This is a genomic window from Streptomyces sp. NPDC058653 (assembly GCF_042716895.1).
In the GTDB taxonomy this organism is placed as follows: domain Bacteria; phylum Actinomycetota; class Actinomycetes; order Streptomycetales; family Streptomycetaceae; genus Streptomyces.
This window is the reverse complement of sequence record NZ_JBHXRM010000018.1, coordinates 39,752-59,659: the sequence shown is the minus strand read 5'-3', so window position 1 is coordinate 59,659 and position 19,908 is coordinate 39,752. Positions and strand designations below refer to the sequence as shown.

General features: G+C 66.5%; 13 protein-coding genes and 5 pseudogenes. 9 read left to right on the top strand and 9 right to left on the bottom strand.

Going from position 1 to position 19,908, the window contains the following annotated elements:
- The first annotated feature begins 98 nt into the window (after window positions 1–98).
- Window positions 99–455, top strand: coding sequence for a WhiB family transcriptional regulator (locus ACFWU9_RS17430; protein ID WP_384319159.1), 357 nt, complete (start codon window positions 99–101; stop codon window positions 453–455).
- 234 nt (window positions 456–689) lie between these two features.
- Here ACFWU9_RS17430 and ACFWU9_RS17425 read toward each other — a convergent pair whose 3' ends face one another.
- From ACFWU9_RS17425 to ACFWU9_RS17415, 3 genes and pseudogenes are all read right to left on the bottom strand, one after another.
- Window positions 690–1,796: a peptidase C39 family protein gene (locus tag ACFWU9_RS17425; protein ID WP_384319157.1), complete on the bottom strand. Its 1,107-nt coding sequence runs from the start codon at window positions 1,794–1,796 to the stop codon at window positions 690–692.
- Between the two features lie 53 nt (window positions 1,797–1,849).
- Window positions 1,850–3,865, bottom strand: a pseudogene (locus ACFWU9_RS17420) (iron ABC transporter permease).
- Window positions 3,862–4,731, bottom strand: a pseudogene (locus ACFWU9_RS17415) (ABC transporter substrate-binding protein); the annotation flags it as partial. The pseudogenes ACFWU9_RS17415 and ACFWU9_RS17420, both read right to left, overlap by 4 nt.
- Window position 4,732: 1 nt before the next feature.
- Here ACFWU9_RS17415 and ACFWU9_RS17410 point away from each other — a divergent pair.
- A pseudogene (locus tag ACFWU9_RS17410) lies at window positions 4,733–4,966 on the top strand (ATP-binding cassette domain-containing protein); the annotation flags it as partial.
- Window positions 4,967–4,974: 8 nt separating this feature from the next.
- Here ACFWU9_RS17410 and ACFWU9_RS17405 read toward each other — a convergent pair.
- From ACFWU9_RS17405 to ACFWU9_RS17395, 3 genes and pseudogenes are all read right to left on the bottom strand, one after another.
- Window positions 4,975–5,175 (bottom strand): annotated as a pseudogene (locus tag ACFWU9_RS17405) (Fe3+-hydroxamate ABC transporter); the annotation flags it as partial.
- A 135-nt stretch (window positions 5,176–5,310) separates the two neighbouring features.
- A pseudogene (locus ACFWU9_RS17400) lies at window positions 5,311–5,929 on the bottom strand (ABC transporter ATP-binding protein).
- A 169-nt stretch (window positions 5,930–6,098) separates the two neighbouring features.
- Window positions 6,099–6,974 carry a helix-turn-helix domain-containing protein gene (locus ACFWU9_RS17395; protein ID WP_384319155.1) on the bottom strand — a complete coding sequence of 292 codons (876 nt, stop codon included), beginning with the start codon at window positions 6,972–6,974 and terminating at the stop codon, window positions 6,099–6,101.
- A 73-nt stretch (window positions 6,975–7,047) separates the two neighbouring features.
- Between ACFWU9_RS17395 and ACFWU9_RS17390 the strand changes: the two genes are divergently transcribed.
- Both ACFWU9_RS17390 and ACFWU9_RS17385 read left to right on the top strand, forming a co-directional pair.
- The gene (locus ACFWU9_RS17390; protein WP_384319153.1) at window positions 7,048–7,404 is read left to right on the top strand and encodes a hypothetical protein; all 357 of its coding nucleotides are present in this window, start codon (window positions 7,048–7,050) and stop codon (window positions 7,402–7,404) included.
- A 648-nt stretch (window positions 7,405–8,052) separates the two neighbouring features.
- A complete protein-coding gene (locus ACFWU9_RS17385) occupies window positions 8,053–8,958 on the top strand; it encodes a helix-turn-helix domain-containing protein (RefSeq protein ID WP_384319151.1) in 906 nt (301 codons plus the stop codon).
- A 43-nt stretch (window positions 8,959–9,001) separates the two neighbouring features.
- On the opposite strand, the gene ACFWU9_RS17380 is transcribed toward ACFWU9_RS17385, so the two are convergent.
- Together ACFWU9_RS17380 and ACFWU9_RS17375 are read right to left on the bottom strand one after the other, a co-directional pair.
- Window positions 9,002–9,841 carry an SAM-dependent methyltransferase gene (locus ACFWU9_RS17380; RefSeq protein WP_384319149.1) on the bottom strand — a complete coding sequence of 280 codons (840 nt, stop codon included), beginning with the start codon at window positions 9,839–9,841 and terminating at the stop codon, window positions 9,002–9,004.
- Window positions 9,842–10,117: 276 nt separating this feature from the next.
- Window positions 10,118–10,726, bottom strand: a complete 609-nt coding sequence (locus ACFWU9_RS17375) for a DUF397 domain-containing protein (protein WP_384319147.1) — start codon at window positions 10,724–10,726, stop codon at window positions 10,118–10,120.
- Window positions 10,727–11,291: 565 nt separating this feature from the next.
- Here ACFWU9_RS17375 and ACFWU9_RS17370 point away from each other — a divergent pair.
- The 5 genes from ACFWU9_RS17370 to ACFWU9_RS17350 all read left to right on the top strand — a co-directional run bounded on the left by ACFWU9_RS17370 (window position 11,292) and on the right by ACFWU9_RS17350 (window position 18,472).
- Complete coding sequence (locus ACFWU9_RS17370) at window positions 11,292–11,564, top strand: helix-turn-helix domain-containing protein (protein WP_384319145.1); 273 nt, start codon at window positions 11,292–11,294, stop codon at window positions 11,562–11,564.
- Between the two features lie 1,571 nt (window positions 11,565–13,135).
- Window positions 13,136–14,941 carry an Hsp70 family protein gene (locus ACFWU9_RS17365; protein WP_384319143.1) on the top strand — a complete coding sequence of 602 codons (1,806 nt, stop codon included), beginning with the start codon at window positions 13,136–13,138 and terminating at the stop codon, window positions 14,939–14,941.
- 12 nt (window positions 14,942–14,953) lie between these two features.
- On the top strand, window positions 14,954–15,682 hold the full coding sequence (locus ACFWU9_RS17360) for a hypothetical protein (RefSeq protein WP_384319141.1): 729 nt from the start codon (window positions 14,954–14,956) through the stop codon (window positions 15,680–15,682).
- A gap of 173 nt (window positions 15,683–15,855) precedes the next feature.
- The gene (locus ACFWU9_RS17355) at window positions 15,856–17,682 is read left to right on the top strand and encodes a hypothetical protein (protein WP_384319139.1); all 1,827 of its coding nucleotides are present in this window, start codon (window positions 15,856–15,858) and stop codon (window positions 17,680–17,682) included.
- Between the two features lie 22 nt (window positions 17,683–17,704).
- A complete protein-coding gene (locus tag ACFWU9_RS17350) occupies window positions 17,705–18,472 on the top strand; it encodes a hypothetical protein (RefSeq protein WP_384319137.1) in 768 nt (255 codons plus the stop codon).
- 95 nt (window positions 18,473–18,567) lie between these two features.
- On the opposite strand, the gene ACFWU9_RS17345 is transcribed toward ACFWU9_RS17350, so the two are convergent.
- Window positions 18,568–19,458 (bottom strand): DUF5655 domain-containing protein, encoded by an 891-nt coding sequence (locus ACFWU9_RS17345; protein ID WP_384319135.1) that lies wholly within the window; start codon window positions 19,456–19,458, stop codon window positions 18,568–18,570.
- Window positions 19,459–19,908 lie beyond the last annotated feature (450 nt).

The window sequence follows — 19,908 nt, the reverse complement described above, 5'->3', positions numbered from 1 at the left end:
AAAACGTTGCCAGTGCGACCTGTTGATGGCCGACGCGGCGTGAACTCTTGCGACCGCCACCCGAATGGGTGACGGTCGCACAGCGGTCTGTTACAACGATGGAACGTTTTGTAGCGTCGGACTCCCCCGAGGAAGGAACCACTGTGAACGCGCCGTCGAAATGGACCGGGCGGGGAGCCTGCCGAACCCTCGCCCCCGACGCACTCTTCGTCCAGGGACAGGAACAGAACCGGGCCAAATCCGTCTGCCTCGGCTGCCACGTGCGTACCGAATGCCTGGCGTATGCGCTCGACAACCGCGAGGAATTCGGCATCTGGGGAGGCATGACCGAACGGGACCGCCGCGCGCTGCTCCGACGACGGCCAACCGTCACATCCTGGCGACGCCTGCTGGAAACCGCCCGTACTGCACACGAGCAGATCGACGCTGACAGCGATCATCGGCAGACCGCGTGACACCGCGACTGCTCCGCAAGTCGCACCGGTCGTCAAAGGCGGGTAGTTACGGCCGGCGGGTGTTGACACGTCGGCGTCCTGAAGAGTTCGGTCGGGAGTTGTGCGGACCAAGGAATCCGAAGTTTGGCAGATCTGGCGGGCGTTCGGCCTGTAGCCGTAGCGGTCGAAAGACGTTCGCACTGCCAGGCTGACGTCTCCTCCGGGGCTTACCTCCTCTCTGAGGATGTTCCAGCATCAGGCGGCCGAAGCAAAAGGAGGACCCGCCGCATCACGCGGGTGGCCGATGACCACGGCACCGCGGAAGCGGTCTGCGGAGATGTGCGACATCGCGTCGAGCAACGGGTCGGGGACGGGCAGCAGGTGGGCATCCACCCAGGTATTCCCTGTTGCCGTGTTCGCCCACGAATCCTCAATCACGACATTGCCGGGTACGGTGCCGTGGCAGAGCACCCAGTGGGGAACGTCGAACCCTTGCATCCCGGCAAGTGAGAGCAGGAGCAGCACCTGGTCCCGGCGGGCGAGCGCGCTTCGGATCGCAGGGGCGGAGAGAGGGTGCGGGTCGATCGGGACGCCGATCCGGTCGGCGTCCGCGCGCGACATGTGCTGGAGGTGGGCACGCCACTCCCGTTCGTTCTCCGGGAGGTGGTCGAGCATGACGGGCCCCGTCGCGTCGAGGTGGACCGTGACGGGGGTCGACGGCCAGGCCCGGCGTACCGCGACGGCCAGTCCGACCGGCTCGCAGGCGGGAAAGTTGGTCGCGTCCCGCCACAGCGTCAGTTCGGCCCGGCGGTCGAGTGCTTCCCGTGGCAGCGTCCCCGCCCGCGCCTGCGCGACCAGGGCGGTGACGGCGCCGCAGGTGAAGTGGGTGGTCTGCGCGTAGTACGGGGGTGCGGCCGGCGGTTCGTCATCCAGCCAGCGCACATAGCCGGTGGCGGGTCCGGCCGTGTCCTGCGGGCGGGTGAGCGGGGGACGCAACGCGGTGAAGCCAGCGGTGGCGGCGTCCTCGGGGCTTGCCGTCCAGCCTTCCCACTTGACCTGTGCGAGTTTCCGGCGGCGCGCGTGGGCGACGACCGCCGCGACGGCCTTCGGAACGTCGCCCACGACGTCGACGATCTTCAGATAGGCCGTGTGCGGACGAGCCGTCACGAGCGCGGCGGCGACCCAGTGCGCACCGTCGTCACCCGCGACGGCGACGAGGTGAGGGGCGTGGGTGGAACGGTCGTCCGTGTACCAGTGCTCGAGCACCCCGTGATGTCCGAGCCGCGTCAGCGGGGTCGGTGGGGTGTCCGGCTCGAACGGGACGACGACGCTGGTCACGGGCGTTTCCCGCTGGGGCTGCATTGCGGTGCTCCTGAGGAGTGGGAGGGCGAGGGGCGGGGGCGGCGCCGCCCGCGTCAGGCGCGGGACTGTCGGAGCACCCAGACGAAGTACGGGGCGCCGACCAGCGCGATCACGAGGCCCGCCGGTATCTGGGCGGGTGCCACGAGCGTGCGGCCGAGGGCGTTGGCCACGCACACCAGCAGTGCGCCGAGTAGCACTGCGACCGGGATCGCGCGGCCGTGCCGGGCGCCCACCAGGGACCGGGCGAGGTGCGGGGCGACGAGCCCCACGAAGCCGACGACGCCGACGATGCGCGGGGTGTCCTCGTCGACGGCGAGCAGATCGAGCCGGAGCGCATGGCGAGCAGCACGGGAAGCGCGAGCGCCAGGGCCACCGCGACCGGTACGACGTCGGGCAGCGTACGGCCGTAGGTCGTACCGGAGAGCCAGGTGAAGATCCGGGGCGTGTTGTACGGGTCGGCGCCCAGCAGCAGGAAGGTGGTGACAGAGCTGAGCCCATACCCGCAGCCGATGCCGATCAGTACGAACCGGTCGGGCAGGAAACCGCCGCGCCAGGCGATCAGGGCGAACGTGGCGAGCCCCGCCGCGACCGCGACCGCGATCAGCACCGGGCGTCCGCCGGACAGGCCCGACGTGACGACGCTCGCCGCGCCCAGCCCGGCGCCCGCCGTGATGCCGAGCACACCCGGCTCGGCCAGCGGGTTGCGTACGGCGCCCTGCACGACGCAGCCGGCCAGTGCGAGCGCCGCGCCGGCGAGGACGGCGGCGATCATGCGCGGGATCCGGTCGTCGAGGGCCTGGCCGATCAGGTCCGGGGCGGTCCCCTGGATCCAGAGCGTGATGTCCCCGATCCGCAGCCAGAGGCTCCCCGCCAGGACCGCCACGAGAACCGTGCCGGCCAGCAGGGTCAGCGCGCAGGCAACGACGAGGAGGAACGCGCGATGCGATCGTGCGGCGACACGGACGTGCGGTGGTTGCCGGAGCCGGCCCGTGTCGCGTAGGCGCAGCGCGAGCACCACGATCACGACGGAGCCGAGCAGTGCGGTCGGTACGCCGGTGGGTATGGAGGCGGCGCCTTCCGCACCCTGGACCGCGCGCAGGGACGCGTCCGCGAGCAGGATGAGCAGCGCACCGAGCAGTCCGGCCGTGGGTACCAGCAGGAGGTGCCGGCGCAGTGCCCGCCCCCGTCCTGCGAGCAGGCGGGCAAGGACGGGGGCGGCGAGTCCGACGAAGGCGATGGGGCCGGCGAGTGTCACCGCCGTACTGCTCAGGAGCACCGCGCAGATCACGGCGGTCACGCGGGTGGCGCGGATCGGCACGCCGAGGGTGGAACGCGGCGTCGTCGCCGAGGTTCATCACGTCCAGCCGCCGGGACAGCCCCAGGGCGACGCACAGCACCACGGCCACGAGCGGGAAGGCCCGTACGGAGGCGTCGATGTTCAGCTGGGCGAGCGATCCGCTCCCCCAGGCGAAGAGTCCGGTCGTGTTCTGGTCGAACAGGATGAGGAGCATCCCGGTCGCCGCGTCCAGGGCCAACGCCATCGCCGATCCCGCGAGGATCAGCCGGGTCCCGGCGGTGCCCGCCGCGCGGCCCGCGAGGAGCAGTACGAGGGCCGCTGCCAGCAGCCCGCCGACGAAGGCGACGGCGCCCGACGCCCACAGCGGGACGGCGAGGCCGAATGCGGCGACGAGCGTGAGCGAGAAGTAGGCGCCGGCCGTGACCGAGAGGGTGTCGGGTGAGGCGAGCGCGTTGTGCGTGACGGACTGGAGGAGCGCGCCGGCGCAGCCGAGTGCGAGGCCGACCGCCACGCCCGCGAGCAGACGGGGCAGGCGCGAGCCGGTGAGGATCTCCCCGACCGGCATCCCACCGGTGTGCTCGCGTGCCCCGGCGAGATGGCGCACGAGGTCACCGACGCCGACGCCGGACGTCCCCTGCGTCAGGTGCCACATGCCCACAAGCGCGGTCGCGGCGGCGAGGAGGGTGAGGACGGCGACCCCGGTGGGGCCGTCGCCGCGCTCGGCGCGCGGCAGCGGTCCCCCTCCGGGTACCGGCAGTTGAGGTGTGTTCACTTCTTGGTGAGCGCGTCGACGTACGCGTCGATGGCCTGCGCGCAGGAGCGCGGCCCGCCGGCGCCCCAAACCCGTGCCGGGAACGCGTGCGTGCGGTCCTCCTTGACGGCCGGGATGGTCTTCCAGATCGGGTTCTTGCGCAGTTCGGCTACGTACCCGCCGGCACCTTCGTCGTTGGCGTAGAAGAGGTTGGCGTCGCCCACCGCGGTGAGTCCCTCGACGTCGGTCTGGGCGAGGCTGTAGTCCGGGTCGACACCGCCGTCGCCGTGGGCCTTGTTGACGTCGTCGGTCCATACGGGGGTCATGCTCAGCTCTTCACCTATCTCGGTGAACAGGGCGCCCTCGCCGTAGGGGCGGACGGTGAGGTTACCGCCCTGGAGCCATCCGTCGAAGAACAGGAAGTCCTTCGTCGGGAGATCGGCGTTGGTGACCTTCTTCTTCGCCGTCGCGAGGTGCTGGTCGAACTCCCCGAGCACCTGGTCGGCACGCTCGGTGCGTCCCGTCGCCTCACCGATCATGCTGAACACCTCCCGCATGTTCCCGATCGGGTCGGCCGGGTTGGCCCCCCGGGTGGCCATCACGGGGACGCCGCGCTTCTCCAGCTTCGCGATGGTCTCGTCGTCGGCGTCGAACGCCTCGACGACGATGAGGTCGGGCTTGGCCGCGTAGAGGGTGTCGAGGTCGGGCTCCTCACGGGTGCCGATGTCCGTCACCCCGTCGGGCAGCTTCTCGGCGCTGGTCCAGGTGCGGTACCCCTTCGCGTCGGAGACTGCGGTGGGGGTGACGCACAGGGTGAGCGCGTCCTCGATCTGCTGCCATTCCAGGACGGCGATCCGCTGGGCGGGCTTGTCGAGCTTCACCTGCCTGGCCGGTGGGGAGTTGTCCGGCGGGGAGGTGCAGCGTGTCTGGCTCGCGGCCTGTCTGGCCCAGGACACCGGCGTCGTACTTCTGGACGAACCGACCAACCATCTGGACCTGCGCTACCAGATCGAGACGCTCGACCTGGTGCGCGATCTCGTGGAGGAGCACGGCATCGCGGTCGGGATCGTGCTGCACGACCTCGACCAGGCATCACGTGTCGCGGACACGCTGGTCCTGATGAGCGCCTGGCCGACGCCGTCCTTGAAGGAGACCGGCCCGGTGGAGGCGGTCGTGGTGTCATCGGCGCAGCTCTTCGACTCGGGCGACGCGGTGGCGGCGCCGGCCGCGCCGGCTTCGGCCTTGTCGACGTCCGTCGTACCGCAGGCCGTTGCGGCGAGGACGACGAGCCCGGTGGAGGCGGACGCCACCAGGCGACGGGCACGGTTCATGAAGGGTGTCCTCTTTCTTGCGATTCATTCTGAGATGCGTGGCGCGCCGCGACGCATCGTGGCGCGCCGGGACGCGTGCAGCGGTGGATGGAGGTGGGAGCGGGGGTGAGGGGTCGAGGCGGCGGATGCGCCGCTTCAGGAAGGGTGGCGCCCGAGCGGGTCGATACGGAGACGGCCCGTGCGGGGATCGACGGCGACCTCGACCCGGATGTCATAGACCTGACCGATGTTCTCGGCGGTGAGTACATCGGCCGGTGCGCCCGCCGCGTGTACGCGGCCTGGCCATGTCCCGTACGCCGGTGACGCCCATGGCGTGGTCGACGGCGGTCCGGTCCTCGGGGGTCGGTCCGGCGAAGCTGCGGCGGTAGGGGTGGCGTCCGAAGGTCACGACCTCCATGACCGTCAGCCCCTGTGGCGCGGGCCTCGACTGAGAGAACAGCGTGACCTCGCGGGCGAACTGGCGGGCGCTGAGCAGGGTGGCGTCCCGCTCGGGCGCCCCGTCGGGGCCGCCGACCGTGAGGTGGCCCCCGTCCATCCGGTGCAGCCGGGAGAGGGCACGCAGCAGCGTGGATTTCCCGCTGCCGTTCGGCCCCACCAGCGCGGTGGCGCGGCCGGGTTCCAGGGCGAGCGACACGCCGTAGACGACCGGCTCACCGCCGTAACGCAGCACCAGATCGCGCCCGTTGAGTGCGGCCACCGGCACGGCCGGGCCGCCCAGAGGGCGGTCGGCATGCCGGAAGGGACTTGTGAACATCGATGGATCCGGACCGTCGGAGGGGCACGGACTGCGGCACCCTCCGTCCGGCCTTCACCGGCCGGGCCGCGAACTCTCCGGCGCACGGCAGACAGCACCGTTCACGGCGAGCACCAACTAAGGGTTACCTAACTCGAAGAAGGCTACATTCCGCTTGCCATGTCGACAATCAGGAGTTCTGGACACCCGATACGGGATTCCGGACATTCCCGGCCAGGGCGTCGGCCGCGTCGAAGAACGCGCCCGGTGTGGTTCCCATGATCCGCCGGAAGGCGGCGATGAAGGAACTGGGCTGCGCGTAGCCGAGCGCCTCAGACACCGCCATCACATCGAAGCCGTCGGAGAGGAGCATCAGCGCCCGGTGCACACGCAGCATCTGCCGCCACTGCGCGAAGGAGAGACCTGTCGCGTGACGGAACGCACGGGTGATGGTGCGGTCGCTGATCCCCAGCCGCTGTGCCCACTCCTCAAGCGAGCGGCCGTCGGCAGGATCGTCCAGCAGAGTTTCTGCGATCGCGTCGATCCGCCGGTCGCCGGGCAGCTGCAAGGCAAACTGGCGTTTCGCCGGCTGGAGCACGTCGAAGACGACCGACTCCGCGCGCTCCCTGGCCGCCGGATCGAGATCCGTACGGGACAGATGAGTCAGAAGTGACTCCAGCAGCGGCGTCATCGCGATCGCTTTCGGCCCCCCGAACGCGAACGGCGTGCGGTCAGGGGCGAAGAAGGCGTCGTGGAATGTCGCACCCGCTGTCGCCCGGCCCCCGTGCACCACTCCGGCGGGCATCCACAGCCCCTGCTCTTCGAACACGGTGAAGACACGATCTCCCACCCGGGATGTCAGCGTTCCCCCGTGTACCCACACAAGCTCATGCAAGGGATGCGAGTGCGGCGCCCACTCGGTAGGAACAGGGGGGACCTGAAACCCGGCGACGATAACGAACGGGGCTACCGCCTGCTCCGGAAACGGCGCGGCCCTGCGTACCACGGTGCCCGCCTCGCGCCGCCACATCCCAGCGCTCGCCTCAGCACGGGACGGTCGGACCATGCGGACGAGTCTAGCCAGTGCTCGCACCGGCGCCGGCTGTCCTGCCCCGCCGATCAGAGCCGCGAGCGGCCGGATGGCCTGCACACGCCTGGGTCGTCTCGCCCCGGGACGCTCACCGCAGGCCATGCTCGTCGCCTGCGTCCGCAGCTTTGTCGGAGCAGCCCTCCCGCTGGTGCTCGGCGTACTTCTCCCCGTCCACCCATGGATGGTCATCGCGCTGGCCATCGTCGCGCTGGCCATCGTCGCGCCGGCGATCCCGGGAGCCCCCGCCCCGCACTCTCGCCGACCACTGCCGAGACTGCTTGCGCCATTCCAGGACCGCCTCGGCGTCGAACTCGACTCGGCCAGGAGCAGCACCTGCCTGTCGGCGAAGCCGTCACAGCCTCCCGCCGTCACGTGCGTCAACCGCACGTCGCCGAGATCGCCCTGACCCGCGTGGCCCGCTCTTCTCTGCGGGATGTCGGAGCGGTCAGAACCCGCGAGCGGTCAAGATGGACTGGGTAGGTACGGCAGTAGGGCGCGAACACGGCGTTTCCCAGGGACACTTCAGACCCGAAGGCGAGACGTGGGACGTCAGCCTTCCGTTACCTCCGCCGTGCGGCAGGTTACGTCGGCGAACTCCGGGCCTCTCCGCCGGCTCGCCGTCGTCACCCGCCCCAAGGCACAGGTTCTGCTGGCGTGTTGAACTTGCCGAAGCCTCGTACAACCGATGAGAGTTGATGATCCCATGCCCACCCGTGCGGGGCGGATCATGACTGGAGCGCGAGTGACACCGTACGGGCGGCAGCTGACTTGAGCCCCCGCAGCCACAGAGAAGAACACCCCGGCACCATGAACTGCAGTATCGACGCGGGCTGGACCACCATCGTCGATGATGACCGGAATAGCAGGCCCGGACCGAAACCGGAGCGACAAAGAGCTCATTCCCTCAGGCAACACGATGGCACACATACCGCAAAGCGAACAGATATACAGGCAAGGCTCACTTATCCGACTCCGCCTGTACCAGTCGCCGGGATGCTGCACGATGGTTTCCGCGTAAACGCGAACGGTATCGACCCAGGAACCAGGAGTAGTCATGGCGGCACAGGAGAGCAGGGCACAGCGCGGAGGCGTGATCAACCTCCGCGACAAGGCGGTCCCCAGCGCGCAGCTCATGATCGTGGGCGGGGAGCTGCGCGAGCACCGCATCAGACTGAAGTTGACCCTGGAAGAGGCGGCAGCCACTCTCAACTTCTCCGCGTCGAAATTGAGCCGCATGGAAACGGGCCATCACAAGTTCAAGCCCCGGGATGTCGTTGGCTTATGCGACGTGTACCGGATCGGGGATCCGGACGAGCGCAAGCGCCTTCTGGACCTGGCGGCCCACGCCAGCCTCCGGCCGTGGTACCAGGACTGGACTGATGTCGCCGGCAAGCACCTCCAGGCGTTCATGAGTTTCGAGCAGGCGGCCGAGCGGATCCGGATCTACGAACCTCATCAGCTGCCGGGCCTCATGCAGACCCCCGACTATGCCCGTGCAGTGATCGAGAAGGGTCCTCGCAGCATCCCCTCCCACGAGGTGGACCGGCTGGTAGAACTGCGCCTGCAGCGGGCTGAGCGGTTCAGCCAGTCGGCCCCGGCCAAGAAGTTGATCTGCGTCATCGACGAAGCCACCCTCAAAAGGGGGTTCGGCAACGAGCGGGTCATGCTGCGCCAGTTCGACCGTCTGATCGAGCTGGCGCAGCAGCCGACGTATCACGTCCGGATAGCCCAGCTGCGCCAGTTCAACCTGCCGGTGATGATCGGGCAGACGACCATTCTGCGCTTCGCCGAGCAGGTACTGCCCGACATCGTCTACTCGGAGCACTTCGGCGGGGCACTGCTCATCCAGGACAAGGTGCAAGTGGACCGGTGGGACAAGGCGTTGACTCGTTTGAGGAGCGCGTCCCTGGATCGCGGACGGTCTCTTCAGCTGTTGCGCCATCTGCGCAAGTCCTTCTGAGCAACTGCTCCTTACGGCGTCGGAACCGCGCTGGAGGGCCGCCTCAGGCTTTCAGCGCTATTCCGCCGTACAGGGACACCTGGGCATCGGTGACGAGGCTCGGTCCGCTGCCCGGTTCGGGCCGCCAGCGGTGCGCGACCACGAGACCGGGGTCGACCAGGTCAAGCCCGTCGAAGAAACGCAGCACTTCCTCCCGGCTCCGTACCTGCGTGGGGGTGCCTCTGCTGACGTAGACGTCCACGATCGCTTCCCACGACTCGGGATCGAAGTCGCCGGTGCAGTGCGTGAGACTGAGATATGAGCCTGGCGCCAACGCGTCGGTCAGGGTGCGCACGAGTCCGTTGGGATCGTAGGAATCAGGCAGGAAGTGCAGCAGTGCGTGCAGCGACAGGCCCACGGGACGGCTGAGGTCCAGAAGCCGGGTGTCCGCCACGGCCTCAAGGATCTCCCGGGGGCGCTTCGCGTCGGCTTCCACATAGAGCGTGGCTCCCTCAGGGGTACCGTCGAGCAGCTCATCGGCGTAGACCATCACGATGGGGTCGTTGTCCACGTAGACGACTCTGCTGTCCGGCGCCGCTTCCTGGGCCACTTCGTGCAGATTGGGGGTGGTGGGGATGCCTGTGCCGATATCGATGAACTGGCGGATGCCGCGCTCGGCTGCCAGGAAATGGGCCGAGCGGTGCATGAAAGCACGGTTGGCCCGTGCCACGACCGGGATGGAGGGGAATTGTGCGATGACCAGTTCCGCGGCTTCCCGGTCGACTATGTAGTTGGTCTTCCCGCCGAGGTAGTAGTCGTACATGCGGGCACTGTGGGGTTTGTCCTGGCCTAACTCGCCTTCGGTCGCGCCACCGCCTGAGCGCCCTTGCGCGTCTCCACTCATGGTGTCCCCCTTCTGTTGTCTGCTGTCGGTTCCATCCTGTTCATGGTGTGGCCGACAGGCAGATGCATTTGCATCACCGTTATGCGTACTGGCCGGTATGCCCTTCTGTCCAGTGCCCGTCGAACGGATGTGGCCCATCGGCGTGCCCTGGGGCACGCCGACGACTCGCGACCACTTGACACAGACGGCCCAGGCCGTCCGCTCCGCGCAGATACGTATCTGCAGGTCGGGCGATTGCAAACGCAGACAGAACGATGCCCGTTCGGGCGGCCGGCCCTAGAGCTGCCCCAGCCTCACCGCCCGGGCGAACGCCGCCGCGGCTGCCCTGCCCGCCCGCATAACAGAGCCGTCGGGAACCTTCGAGTCACGGAACAGCACAACCTCCCCTGCCGGTTCAGCCACCTCCACGCACGCTCCGTCCTGATTGCTGTGCGAACTCTTCCGCCAGGACAGCCGCAACCCACCAGCTCCGCCCGCCACACCCGTGACGGCATTCGTCTTCGTCTCGTTCTCTCGTGTCACCACAACACCTCCAGTGTGTTGATCATCTCCTGCCACCGAAATGCAATTGCATCGAGGGCGGCCACTTGAAGGATCACCCGCGCAGACAGCGCTTACGCCTGCGAGTTGCACCTCATTGACAGTGCGGGAGTGCGCTGGCGTGCAACTGCACAACAGGGCGCCTCTTCTTCTACGCCGCCGCGCGCCGCCACCTCCCGCGAGGCGGCAAACGAAGGTTCCAGGAAGGAAAGCGCGTTCGATCACTTCAGACAGTCGCTGACCTGCGGAAATGCGCAAGGATTCGCTGATTCGTTCGCCCGGAACGGGGGACGGCACCCACTGGGCCCTGTCGGGCAGAAAAGAATTCAAACTGCGTACGGGCATAAGACGATCGACTGCACCGCACCGTTGAAGCGGCGCCCCGTCAGATGTGCCTATTCTCAGGCTTGTTGACCGGAGCGAACCGGTTCAGCCGCAGGACCCTGACAACAGGTTGGAGAGCCCAGGGATCAGGGCCCTGCGTACCAACGACACAAAGGAGTGTTCGCCATGGCGACATCCCCGCGCCGCAAGGGCGGCAAACCAAAGCGCGCCCGCACGAAAAAGGCTAACCCCATGCGCCGCATTACGTGCAGGAACTGCGCAGTCGGCCTGGCCTTCGCCTCTGCCGCTCATCTCGGGAATGCCGGGTTCGGACTCCTGCCGCCATCCAGTCCGCTCGCGCTGCTGGCCGGAAGCCTCCTCTCGCTGGCCGTCCTGTGGGCCGAGCGCCACGGAGCCATCCCTCCGCTGAGGTAGACCCCGCAGCGGCGCACAGGATGCGCCGACTTCGCGCTGGTGCCGGCCCCGTACGTCAAGCCGGCACCAGCGCCGACCGGGGGCAGCAATCCCCCATCCGCCGACGGACCACCGCCTGACCACCATGCGAGTCAAGGAGGTTCACCGCAGCATGCCCCGCAACCCGAGTCTCCCGCGCTCGCCGACAGCCCGATCACACCTCGGTCAAGTCCTTGACCAGCTCATTCGCCTGGCGAGCCTCGCGGGTACGGACACCGCCTCCGCCCTGGGACTGTCAGCACAGCACCTCTCCTCCCTGGTCACCGGAGAAGAATTCCCCTCCCGCCTGCTCACCGAGCGGCTCGCACGCGTCTGCGGAGCCGACCCGCTGATCCTTCTCAAGGTCTGGGAAGACGAGCGGAGCCGTCGCGACCGGCCCATGTGACGGGCGCCTCCGGCAATCACACCAGAACCACTCGGCCACGAGAACCCGGTTCCCAGTGACCATGCCGAGCGACGAGGCCATTCCACGATTCACCACCGGTCATCGGCAACTCCAGCCCGGCCAGCGCCTCCACCAGGCCGTCACCGCCTTCGTCGACACACCGGGCACTTCCCCCAGCCTTGGGCATCAGAGGCGTTCGCGGCCCCGGCGTCGGCACCGCAACCAAGACGACGCCCGAGACCTCGCTAACCGAACCGGCCAGCCGCCAAGGGGCAGACTGCGGGCCGCGGCGCACGAAGAACCTGGGTACCACGCCCGCAGCCGGCCCCGTGGTAACGGTCGACCAGCGAATGGCGCTGTACGTCGGCGGGCAGAGCGGGGCACCACCTGACTGCCCTGAGGGTCAAGGAGGTTGACCGCAGCATGCCCCACCACCCAGGGCTCCGCTCTCCCCGATACCCCTCCGCCCTGGTCACCGGCGAAGAATTCCCCTCATGCCTGCTCACCGAACGGCTCGCACGCGTCTGCGGCGCCGACCCCTTGATCCTTCTCAAGGTCTGGGAAACAACACGCCGCCGCAGCAGCACGCAGCCAACGCGATGCTCATGCCTGGGAAGGGAGCCCTAGAGGCGACTCGAACTGTCCATCGGTCCTGCTGCCCCGGTTCTAACCAACAGAGTGCGATTCGGCGCGCGTTGCGGTGACTCGGTCCCAACACAGTCTGTCACAGGGCCTGTTCGACGCACCAGAAGGCGAGGCCGACCACGCCGGCGCCGATCCCATAGCAGGCGCCACGCAATGCATGCGCAGCCATAGCAGCACGGCGGCGTGCGAGCCAGTGGCGGATACCGGGTCGGGGATTCCGCATCGAGGGGAGGGAATCGGGCTTGGTCTTCAACGCAGGGGGCCTTCCGTGTGTGGGTGTGCTTCTCTTCAGGAGCCAGCCATCAGCTCGTAGCTCTAGGCAACGGCTTTAGCCGGAGAACCTTCGGGTGATTCCTGGGAATCGGGGCAACTGGGCTGGTCAGCGAGCTGCTCACGCTGTTTCAAGATACTGCGTACGGTATTCCGCGAGTGCCCACAGAGTTGTGCGATCTCCACCTCGGTCAAACCTGCTTTCTTCGCTTCGACAACCAGGTCGTCCCGTTCGGCACACATCCGACGATACGAAGTGAGCTTCTCCCGCACGTCGGTCGAGTCGTGTTGCACGGTCGGGGGCGCAGGAGCGGCTCTTTCGATCACCCTACTGATGGGGCTGAGACCGCGGTTCCGGCTGATGTCCATAAGCGCAGGCTAAGCGCACGTCCCGACGAAAGACACGACGACACACGCTGCGGAAACTGCCTCTGTGCAGAATTGCACAGAGACGGCGTGTGCAATCTTGCACTGTGCAGAATTGCACAGAAGCACTACTTCATACGGGTGATCAACGAGCGGAATCACCGCATTTCGCTTGCGGAAGAGAACGTGGTCTGGAAAATCTGGAGCGTCAACAGACCATCCAGCGAAGGGCATTGTGCAGCTTCCGACGTCAGGAGCGCCCGCCACCCTCGCTCGTTCGAACGGAAATCATGTCTTCACCGCGTATCGCCGCCGCCATCGATGTGGGCACGCACGCCATCGGTGGTGGCTGGGCTGTCATCTCCGGGGACGGTAACGACCCGTCAACTCGGTCGGTCCACTTCTGGGACCAGTGGGAGTCCCAGCCCGCGCCAACTGCAAAGAACTTGTCAGCGCTCCTCCTGGACGCCAACAAGGAACTGATCGCTTGGGGATACGAAGCACGAAGGCTGTGGCTCACCCAGGGCACCGAATTGCGCGCCAAAGGCGCGCGCTATCATCAGGGTTTCAAAATGGACCTGGGAACCGGCCCGAGGACGGGATCACTTGACGCTCCCAGCGCAGGTGCCGACGGTCCGTCGGATGAAGAATTCGGCGGCGAAGAACGCCCGCTCCGGAGGACGAGCATCCCTACCGACCGGCTCACCCCGGAACTGATGACGATCCTTCTCCGGCAGGTCGTGGAGACAACCCTTAAGCAGATCACCGCCAGCGGCTATGACGCAGACGACATCCGCTGGACCGTGACGTGTCCTGCCTGCTGGGCAGACCACCAGAAATCCGCACTGCGAGACATCGCCAAGGACGCCGGTCTCCCCAGCGAGGACGGACGGGTCCTGCTCTCTCTGGAGCCCGAGGCCGCAGCCCATTACGCTCGCGTTTCCGGAGTCCGGGTGGTGGGAGAGGACGGCGAAAGCCCTCACGACCTCATGGCTCCCGGCGCCCGGTTCATGGTGGTGGACTGCGGAGGCGGCACCGTCGACATCACTGCCTACGAGAACGACGCCGACGGCAAAATGCTCGAGATCGGCCGCTCGATCGGTGATCGCTTCGGATCAGACTTTCTCAACCGGGCCTTCGAGAGTGAGCACCTTGCGGAGTGCCTAGGAGATGAAGCAACACTCGCTGAGATCAGGGAAAGCTGCCCCGACGCACTCCTCAACCTCGTCGACCAATGGGAGCGCGCCAAAGTCAGTGTCACTCTCGACCAAGAAGAAAACATCAACCTGCTCATTCCATCAGCTATCGACCGGCGCATGGGCGCAGCGGTACGAAAAAGGCTGGCACGCCGACAGAACAAAGTCAGCGACGCCATCGTCCTCAATCCCGTCCAGATCCATGCACTGTTCGATACCGTCATCCCGGGGACTCTCGATCTCATCGAGTCTCAACTGAAGGAGATGGACGCTACGCGGGGTGAAAGCAAGGCCCCCGATGTAATCCTCATGGTCGGCGGGTTCAGCAATTCCCCTTATCTTCAGCAGGCGGTCAAGGAACGCTTCGGCGGGCGAACACAGGTGATGGTTCCTCCCAACCCGGACATCGCCGTCCTCTACGGCGCCGTGCACTTCTGCTATGACCCTCAAACCCGTGCGCGACGCAGCCGGTTCACCTACGGAACCAACGTCAATAAGTGGTTCGAAGAAGGAGTCGATCCCGAGGCCAAGCGCTACATTACCTCCGAAGGCGACGTCACATGCAACGACAGATTCTCCATTTTCACCAAGGCCGGACAGTCGATCTCCACTGATGAAGAGGTGATGCATGAATACGTGCCACTTGAGGCCAGCTACAGAGAACTCGACTTCAAGATCTTCGCCACGTGCGATGAAAATCCCCGGTACGTAACAGACTCTGGCTGCGATGAGCTAGCTGTCGTCACAGTCGACCTGGGGCCCGTCATGCGCTTCAGTCTAAAGGAGCGAGCTGTCCGGCTCTTCATGAAGTTCGGGGAGACCGAGATCAAGGTCCGTGCGGAACTTGTACAGGGCGGACAGGACGTCGCGACCCGAGTCCGCTTCCACTCCAACTACTGACTGAGGACAATCATGGGATTCTTTATCGCACCCCGCGCCAAGCCGGCCAAGAGTGAAGAGTACGCTGACTTCGAATGGATCGCTGACGCCCCGAATGACGCACAGGAAAACCTAGACAAGGCTCTGGATCGGATTGACGCACTGGAGAGAACCGTCAAGGCCGGCGAACACGAGCACACAGAGCTGCGCGGTCGCCTCGACCGGCTGGAACGACAGTTGGGAGCCGTCCTCGCTGCGCAGACCGCGAGCCGTGACGATCTCGCCGGAGCTAAGCACAGCGATCACCAGAGCCTGGCCCGGCAAACACGGACTCTGATCGAACAGAAGTTTCTCAATTTCGCGCGCCGTTACGCCGACAAGTGCGGAAGCGCGGCGAACCGACCCGAACGCGAACGCGTTCCCTTCCTGATCAGCCTGCTCTGCAGAGAATTCTTCGCGGAGCAGCTTCAGTCTGCCCGGAGAATCCAGAGGAATCTCCACCTGCCCGAAGCCGACGGCCACATCGAATCCGCTCTCACAGCTCTCAGGGGACACTGTTCCGATCTGACGGCAAACATTCACCGCGCGGGGCTTAACCACACCTGGGACTTCTCCGGCTCGGCAGGAGTAATAGTCACCTCAACGAAACAGGAAGCCTGGCCATCCTGCGATGCCAACGGACTCGTCCGGTTCGTCATCTCACCCGCATATATCGTCAACAACCGTGTGTACTGCCGCCAGTACGTGTACACCGCCTCCTGACCCATCGATGGGCCCCTGTTAACTGAAGGGGGCGATGGCCAAGCGGAGTCAGGGCGCATCACCCGATGGGCTGGGATTCGTTGATCCTGTGCCCACATTGGCTTTCAACGTCGTTAGCGGCTATCGAGACGCCGCGTACTCACGTGGCGGCCGATACTGCCAGCGAGGTCTCGATGTCTGCCAGGTTCAGGTGGCTCAAGCAGGAGTTTCTAGTCGGCAAGGTCTGGAAGGGGCCGGAACTCGGGGCACCGTTCAGGCAGTTCCAGGCCGGGATCGGCGCCGGCTGCAGCACGCTGGCCCAAGCCGCGTGGGCCACCATGGGCGCCCTGTCCCCGCAGCTGATGGAATTCCTCCTGGGCCAGGTCGAGGCCATGCGAGCCACGGTTGAGGTCGAGTCGGGTATCTGGACGATCACCCTGGAACTGCACGACCAGAACGTTACGTTCGCCAACACCACTACCGGAGAGCTGCAGACCCTATCTGTCCATCCCGAAGCTGGGGAGCAGAGTGCCGGCTCTTTCACCCTCGGGCTGATGGGTATTGATGCGGTGGAGACCGCGCGGGGCTCGGTCACCCTGAACAGCGTCATGGCCCTGCTGTACCTGCAGCAGGCCCACGCTGGGATCAAGGTCTACGGAGACGTCAAACTGCAGGACTTGGCGGTTACGATCGAGATCTGTTTCGGTCTTCTCGACGAAAAAGTCGCCCGACTGAAAGGGGCGGCCACCGCGGCCAAGAGCAAGGCCACCAAGGCCGCGACCGCGCTCAAGAAGGCGATGGAGCAGCGCGAGGCCGACGGCCTGCCCACCAGGATCGACCTGGATGCCCGGGAGATCGCCCTCGCCAAGGCGGCGGACGCGGCGCACGCCGACCTGCTGCGTCTGGCCGGCGAGCTGGAGATCCATTTCGGGGTGCTGACGGCTCGCGCCAACGACACGACCCTCGCCCTCCAGCGGGCTGCTGCGGTGGCGGCCGAGACTGACCGGGCTCACCAGGCCCTTCCCTCTCTCTACGAGGCTCGCGGGCAGTCCCGTGCGGCTCTCGCCGCAGCCGAGAAGGCGGCAGAGCCGCGCACGCATTGCGACGAGTGCGCGCAGCCTCTCGCGCAGCGAACCGGTCCCGGGCCGCTCTGCGTGCTGTGCCGGCAGCCGGACCCCGGATTCGACGAGCGCACCGCCCGTAAGGCTGCTGCGGTGCAAACCGCCAAGACGGCGCTCGACGCCGTGGAGCGCAGCCTGGCTGCCGCTCAGGTCGCCGCGCAGCAAGCCGTGGACAAGCGGCGCAAGGCTCAGGAAGCCGTTCATCTGGCTTCGGGCCGCGCCGATGCCTACCGGGCCGCAGAGGTCACGCCGCGCGAGCAGGCCAAGGCGCTGGCAGGCGCCGCGCTGGCGGAGGCACAGACGAACATCGCCGCCGTACGTGAACGCCGCAAAGAACTCGCCCGCATCGTCGAGCTCGAACGCCTCGCCCAGTTGGGCTCCGAGGCTGCCGAACGAGCGCAGGAAGCTTGGGCGCTGGCTGAAGGCGACGCACAACATGTCCGTGACCAGACAGCTAAAGCCCTGTCGGTGATCTTCGCGGAGAAGGTCATCCCCATGGCTCCCGACAAGATCCACGAGGCCAGCATCGACCCCAAGACATTCTTGCCGAAGATCAACGGACAGTCCGTGCGACAGCTTTCCCGCTCGCACGGGCTGATCAACATCGCACAGGTAGGACTCCACCTGACCTTCCTGGAAGCGGCCCGGTTCCTGCCCAACTGGCGTCTGCCCGCCACGCAGTGGCTGGATGCTCCACTCGACGGTGTAGGCGGCGGACCGGAAGGCGAGCGCCTCGTCGCCCAGGCTCTGGACGTCATCACCAGCGTCGTCACGGACGACGCCCAGATCATTATCGCAACACCACAAGAACTTCCCGCCACCCCTGGCGCCGAAGTCACCGTCCACGACAGCCACCACCCGGTCGTGCCCCACCCCCCGACCGCGTCCGACGAGGCATGACTGAGCGAGGATCCGACTGACCATGTACCTTCCCCGCAACGCCGCCGAACCGTCCGACGAAATCGTCGAGGTCCTGGGCATCGACGACATGATCCTCACCTACAACAGCGAGCAGTGGATCCGACACAACGACGGTGCGGTACAACGGTGGGACGTCGGGATGCACTTCGCGGAAGAGGGGCCCGGCCCCAGGTTCGGCAGCATCCAGATCGTGGTCATGGACCACCACACCTGTCCACAGCCCGTCGAGGCACTCAACGGACTCGGCCACGATCTGCTCACCGTCGGCACAGCACTCTACGATTCCACCGGCAACCTGCGACACGACCTGTGGGAGGACCTCGCCGTTCCCGGCAAGACAGTCATCGTCGACACGGTCGAACTCGATGCCCGTCTGCGCGGCCGTGGCTTGGGAGTTCTGCTCACCGGTATGGCTTTGGACTACCTCAGCCACGGATCCGGAGTGATCGCTCTGTTCCCCGGGCCGCTCGAACGCGACACCGCCACCCCGTACGAGACGGCTTGTCTCCGCCTCGGAAAGGCATGGGCACAACTGGGCTTCACCCCGTACCGCGACGGAGTGTGGATCCTCGATCCAGGTCTCACAACCCTCAAAGCAACCGTGCACTCCCAGTACACGGACATCCATTCCAACCGCTGGCGCGTCACTTTTCGCCCCAGCACCACCGGCTGGGGCAGCGACATCGCACAGATCACCACCCAGATCAGAGCGGGGGAACATAGCGCGGGATCGCTGGTTAGCCAAACCGGCGATCCCGCGCATCATTGACAGTCCACCGCCACGCCCCGCCCATACGTCGAAGGGAACCAGCCGACGACCACAGACCAACTGCGGACGCTCACGGCCAAGGCGTCGACATGCGATCACCCTGCCGCGTAGCTCGCGCGGAACAGATCCTGGGCACGCTCCACGTCTTTCGGCGTGCGGAGCTGCACCTCCAAGTCGCCCGTTCCGTGATGGCCGAGACCTGACACATCCCGGGTGAACCCCAGAACGAGGTCGACGTCCCTCGGATCGAGCTTCAGGTAGACCAGGAGCTTGCTCCGCTGAGGAGAACACAGGCAGGCGAAGTTCCGCAGCCGCTGATACGCCCGGTACTGCTTGTGCTCGACCCGGTTCACGCCGTCCCCGAGACCGAGCAGTGCCTCGTCGACCGTGTCCGCCAGCTGGGCCATCGATGCACCCTGCACGGCGGCTGCCGCCCGTGCGACCTTCTGCCGGCGAGCCCGGCGGATCACCCGGATGCCGCCGCTGACGGAGGCAACGGTCTCAAGGCCGATCAGGTCGGTGCCGAAGAACCGGTAGCGGACCAGGTCGATCGATCTCCGGTGCTCGCATACGGCGTGGGCGTCGTAGCGGGTGAAGTCGCCGGCGATGCAGATCAGGCGTGGTCCGCTCCAGAGCACCTGGGACGCGGCCGTGGACCCGAGCTGGTCTCGGACCAGGTGCTCGAACTCCGCTCGGTGGTCCGTCAGCCAGGAGAGGTAGAACAAGCCCTGGTTGATGACGCCCGCGTCGATGCCCCGCTTGTACTCCACGATGACCGGCGACCCGTTCTCGTCCAGACCGAGCGAGTCGATCCGGCCCCCGTGGACCGGCCCCGTGCCGTACTCACTCGCCAGGAAACGGACGCCCAGCAGCGTCTCCATGTGCGCCTCGACAAGGCCCTGCACATCCGCCTCGACCTCAGCAAGACGCGGCACAACCTCGGTCACACCGCTCGTCGTCGTATGGAACAGCTTCAGGCCCGACACCTTCCCCTCCTCGGCTGGGAAAGAGTCAACGCCGAGCGGGGGCCGGATTATTTCCGCAAAGGGCTTCTACATTATGAAGGTGATGCGGAAAGCCACGTCCAGCTACTGAGGGCACCCGCGTCCCACACTCTCCCAGGGGCACCTGATCCCACATACGTACCACAAAACCCCCGACACCCCGTCAGGAAAGCGCAGACTCGCAGGTCAGAGATACTGCCCAGTAAATGCACCAAGCGCCTTCTAAGCACCTGCTCCTTCCGCCTTTAGTGATCGGGGCGGCACAGACCGCTCTCCAGACAGCGCTTCGACACTCTGTGCCGGGGTCGCCGATGGGCAACGAACGAAAGTCGTGATCTGCCCCACGGCGGCGGAGGTCGACCTCAGCCGGCATCGGCATTTCGTCTTCATCCGCTGCTGCCGGCCTCGCTCGGGATATCGGGGTTGGCCGGG

What these genes read in the sequence shown, in the direction of transcription:
- ACFWU9_RS17430 (WP_384319159.1), top strand. Translation starts at nt 99, where the DNA reads ATGGAACGTTTTGTAGCGTCGGACTCCCCCGAGGAAGGAACCACTGTG.
- ACFWU9_RS17425 (WP_384319157.1), bottom strand. Translation starts at nt 1,796, where the DNA reads ATGCAGCCCCAGCGGGAAACGCCCGTGACCAGCGTCGTCGTCCCGTTC.
- ACFWU9_RS17395 (WP_384319155.1), bottom strand. Translation starts at nt 6,974, where the DNA reads ATGGTCCGACCGTCCCGTGCTGAGGCGAGCGCTGGGATGTGGCGGCGC.
- ACFWU9_RS17390 (WP_384319153.1), top strand. Translation starts at nt 7,048, where the DNA reads ATGGCCTGCACACGCCTGGGTCGTCTCGCCCCGGGACGCTCACCGCAG.
- ACFWU9_RS17385 (WP_384319151.1), top strand. Translation starts at nt 8,053, where the DNA reads ATGGCGGCACAGGAGAGCAGGGCACAGCGCGGAGGCGTGATCAACCTC.
- ACFWU9_RS17380 (WP_384319149.1), bottom strand. Translation starts at nt 9,841, where the DNA reads ATGAGTGGAGACGCGCAAGGGCGCTCAGGCGGTGGCGCGACCGAAGGC.
- ACFWU9_RS17375 (WP_384319147.1), bottom strand. Translation starts at nt 10,726, where the DNA reads ATGCCCGTACGCAGTTTGAATTCTTTTCTGCCCGACAGGGCCCAGTGG.
- ACFWU9_RS17370 (WP_384319145.1), top strand. Translation starts at nt 11,292, where the DNA reads ATGCCCCGCAACCCGAGTCTCCCGCGCTCGCCGACAGCCCGATCACAC.
- ACFWU9_RS17365 (WP_384319143.1), top strand. Translation starts at nt 13,136, where the DNA reads ATGTCTTCACCGCGTATCGCCGCCGCCATCGATGTGGGCACGCACGCC.
- ACFWU9_RS17360 (WP_384319141.1), top strand. Translation starts at nt 14,954, where the DNA reads ATGGGATTCTTTATCGCACCCCGCGCCAAGCCGGCCAAGAGTGAAGAG.
- ACFWU9_RS17355 (WP_384319139.1), top strand. Translation starts at nt 15,856, where the DNA reads ATGTCTGCCAGGTTCAGGTGGCTCAAGCAGGAGTTTCTAGTCGGCAAG.
- ACFWU9_RS17350 (WP_384319137.1), top strand. Translation starts at nt 17,705, where the DNA reads ATGTACCTTCCCCGCAACGCCGCCGAACCGTCCGACGAAATCGTCGAG.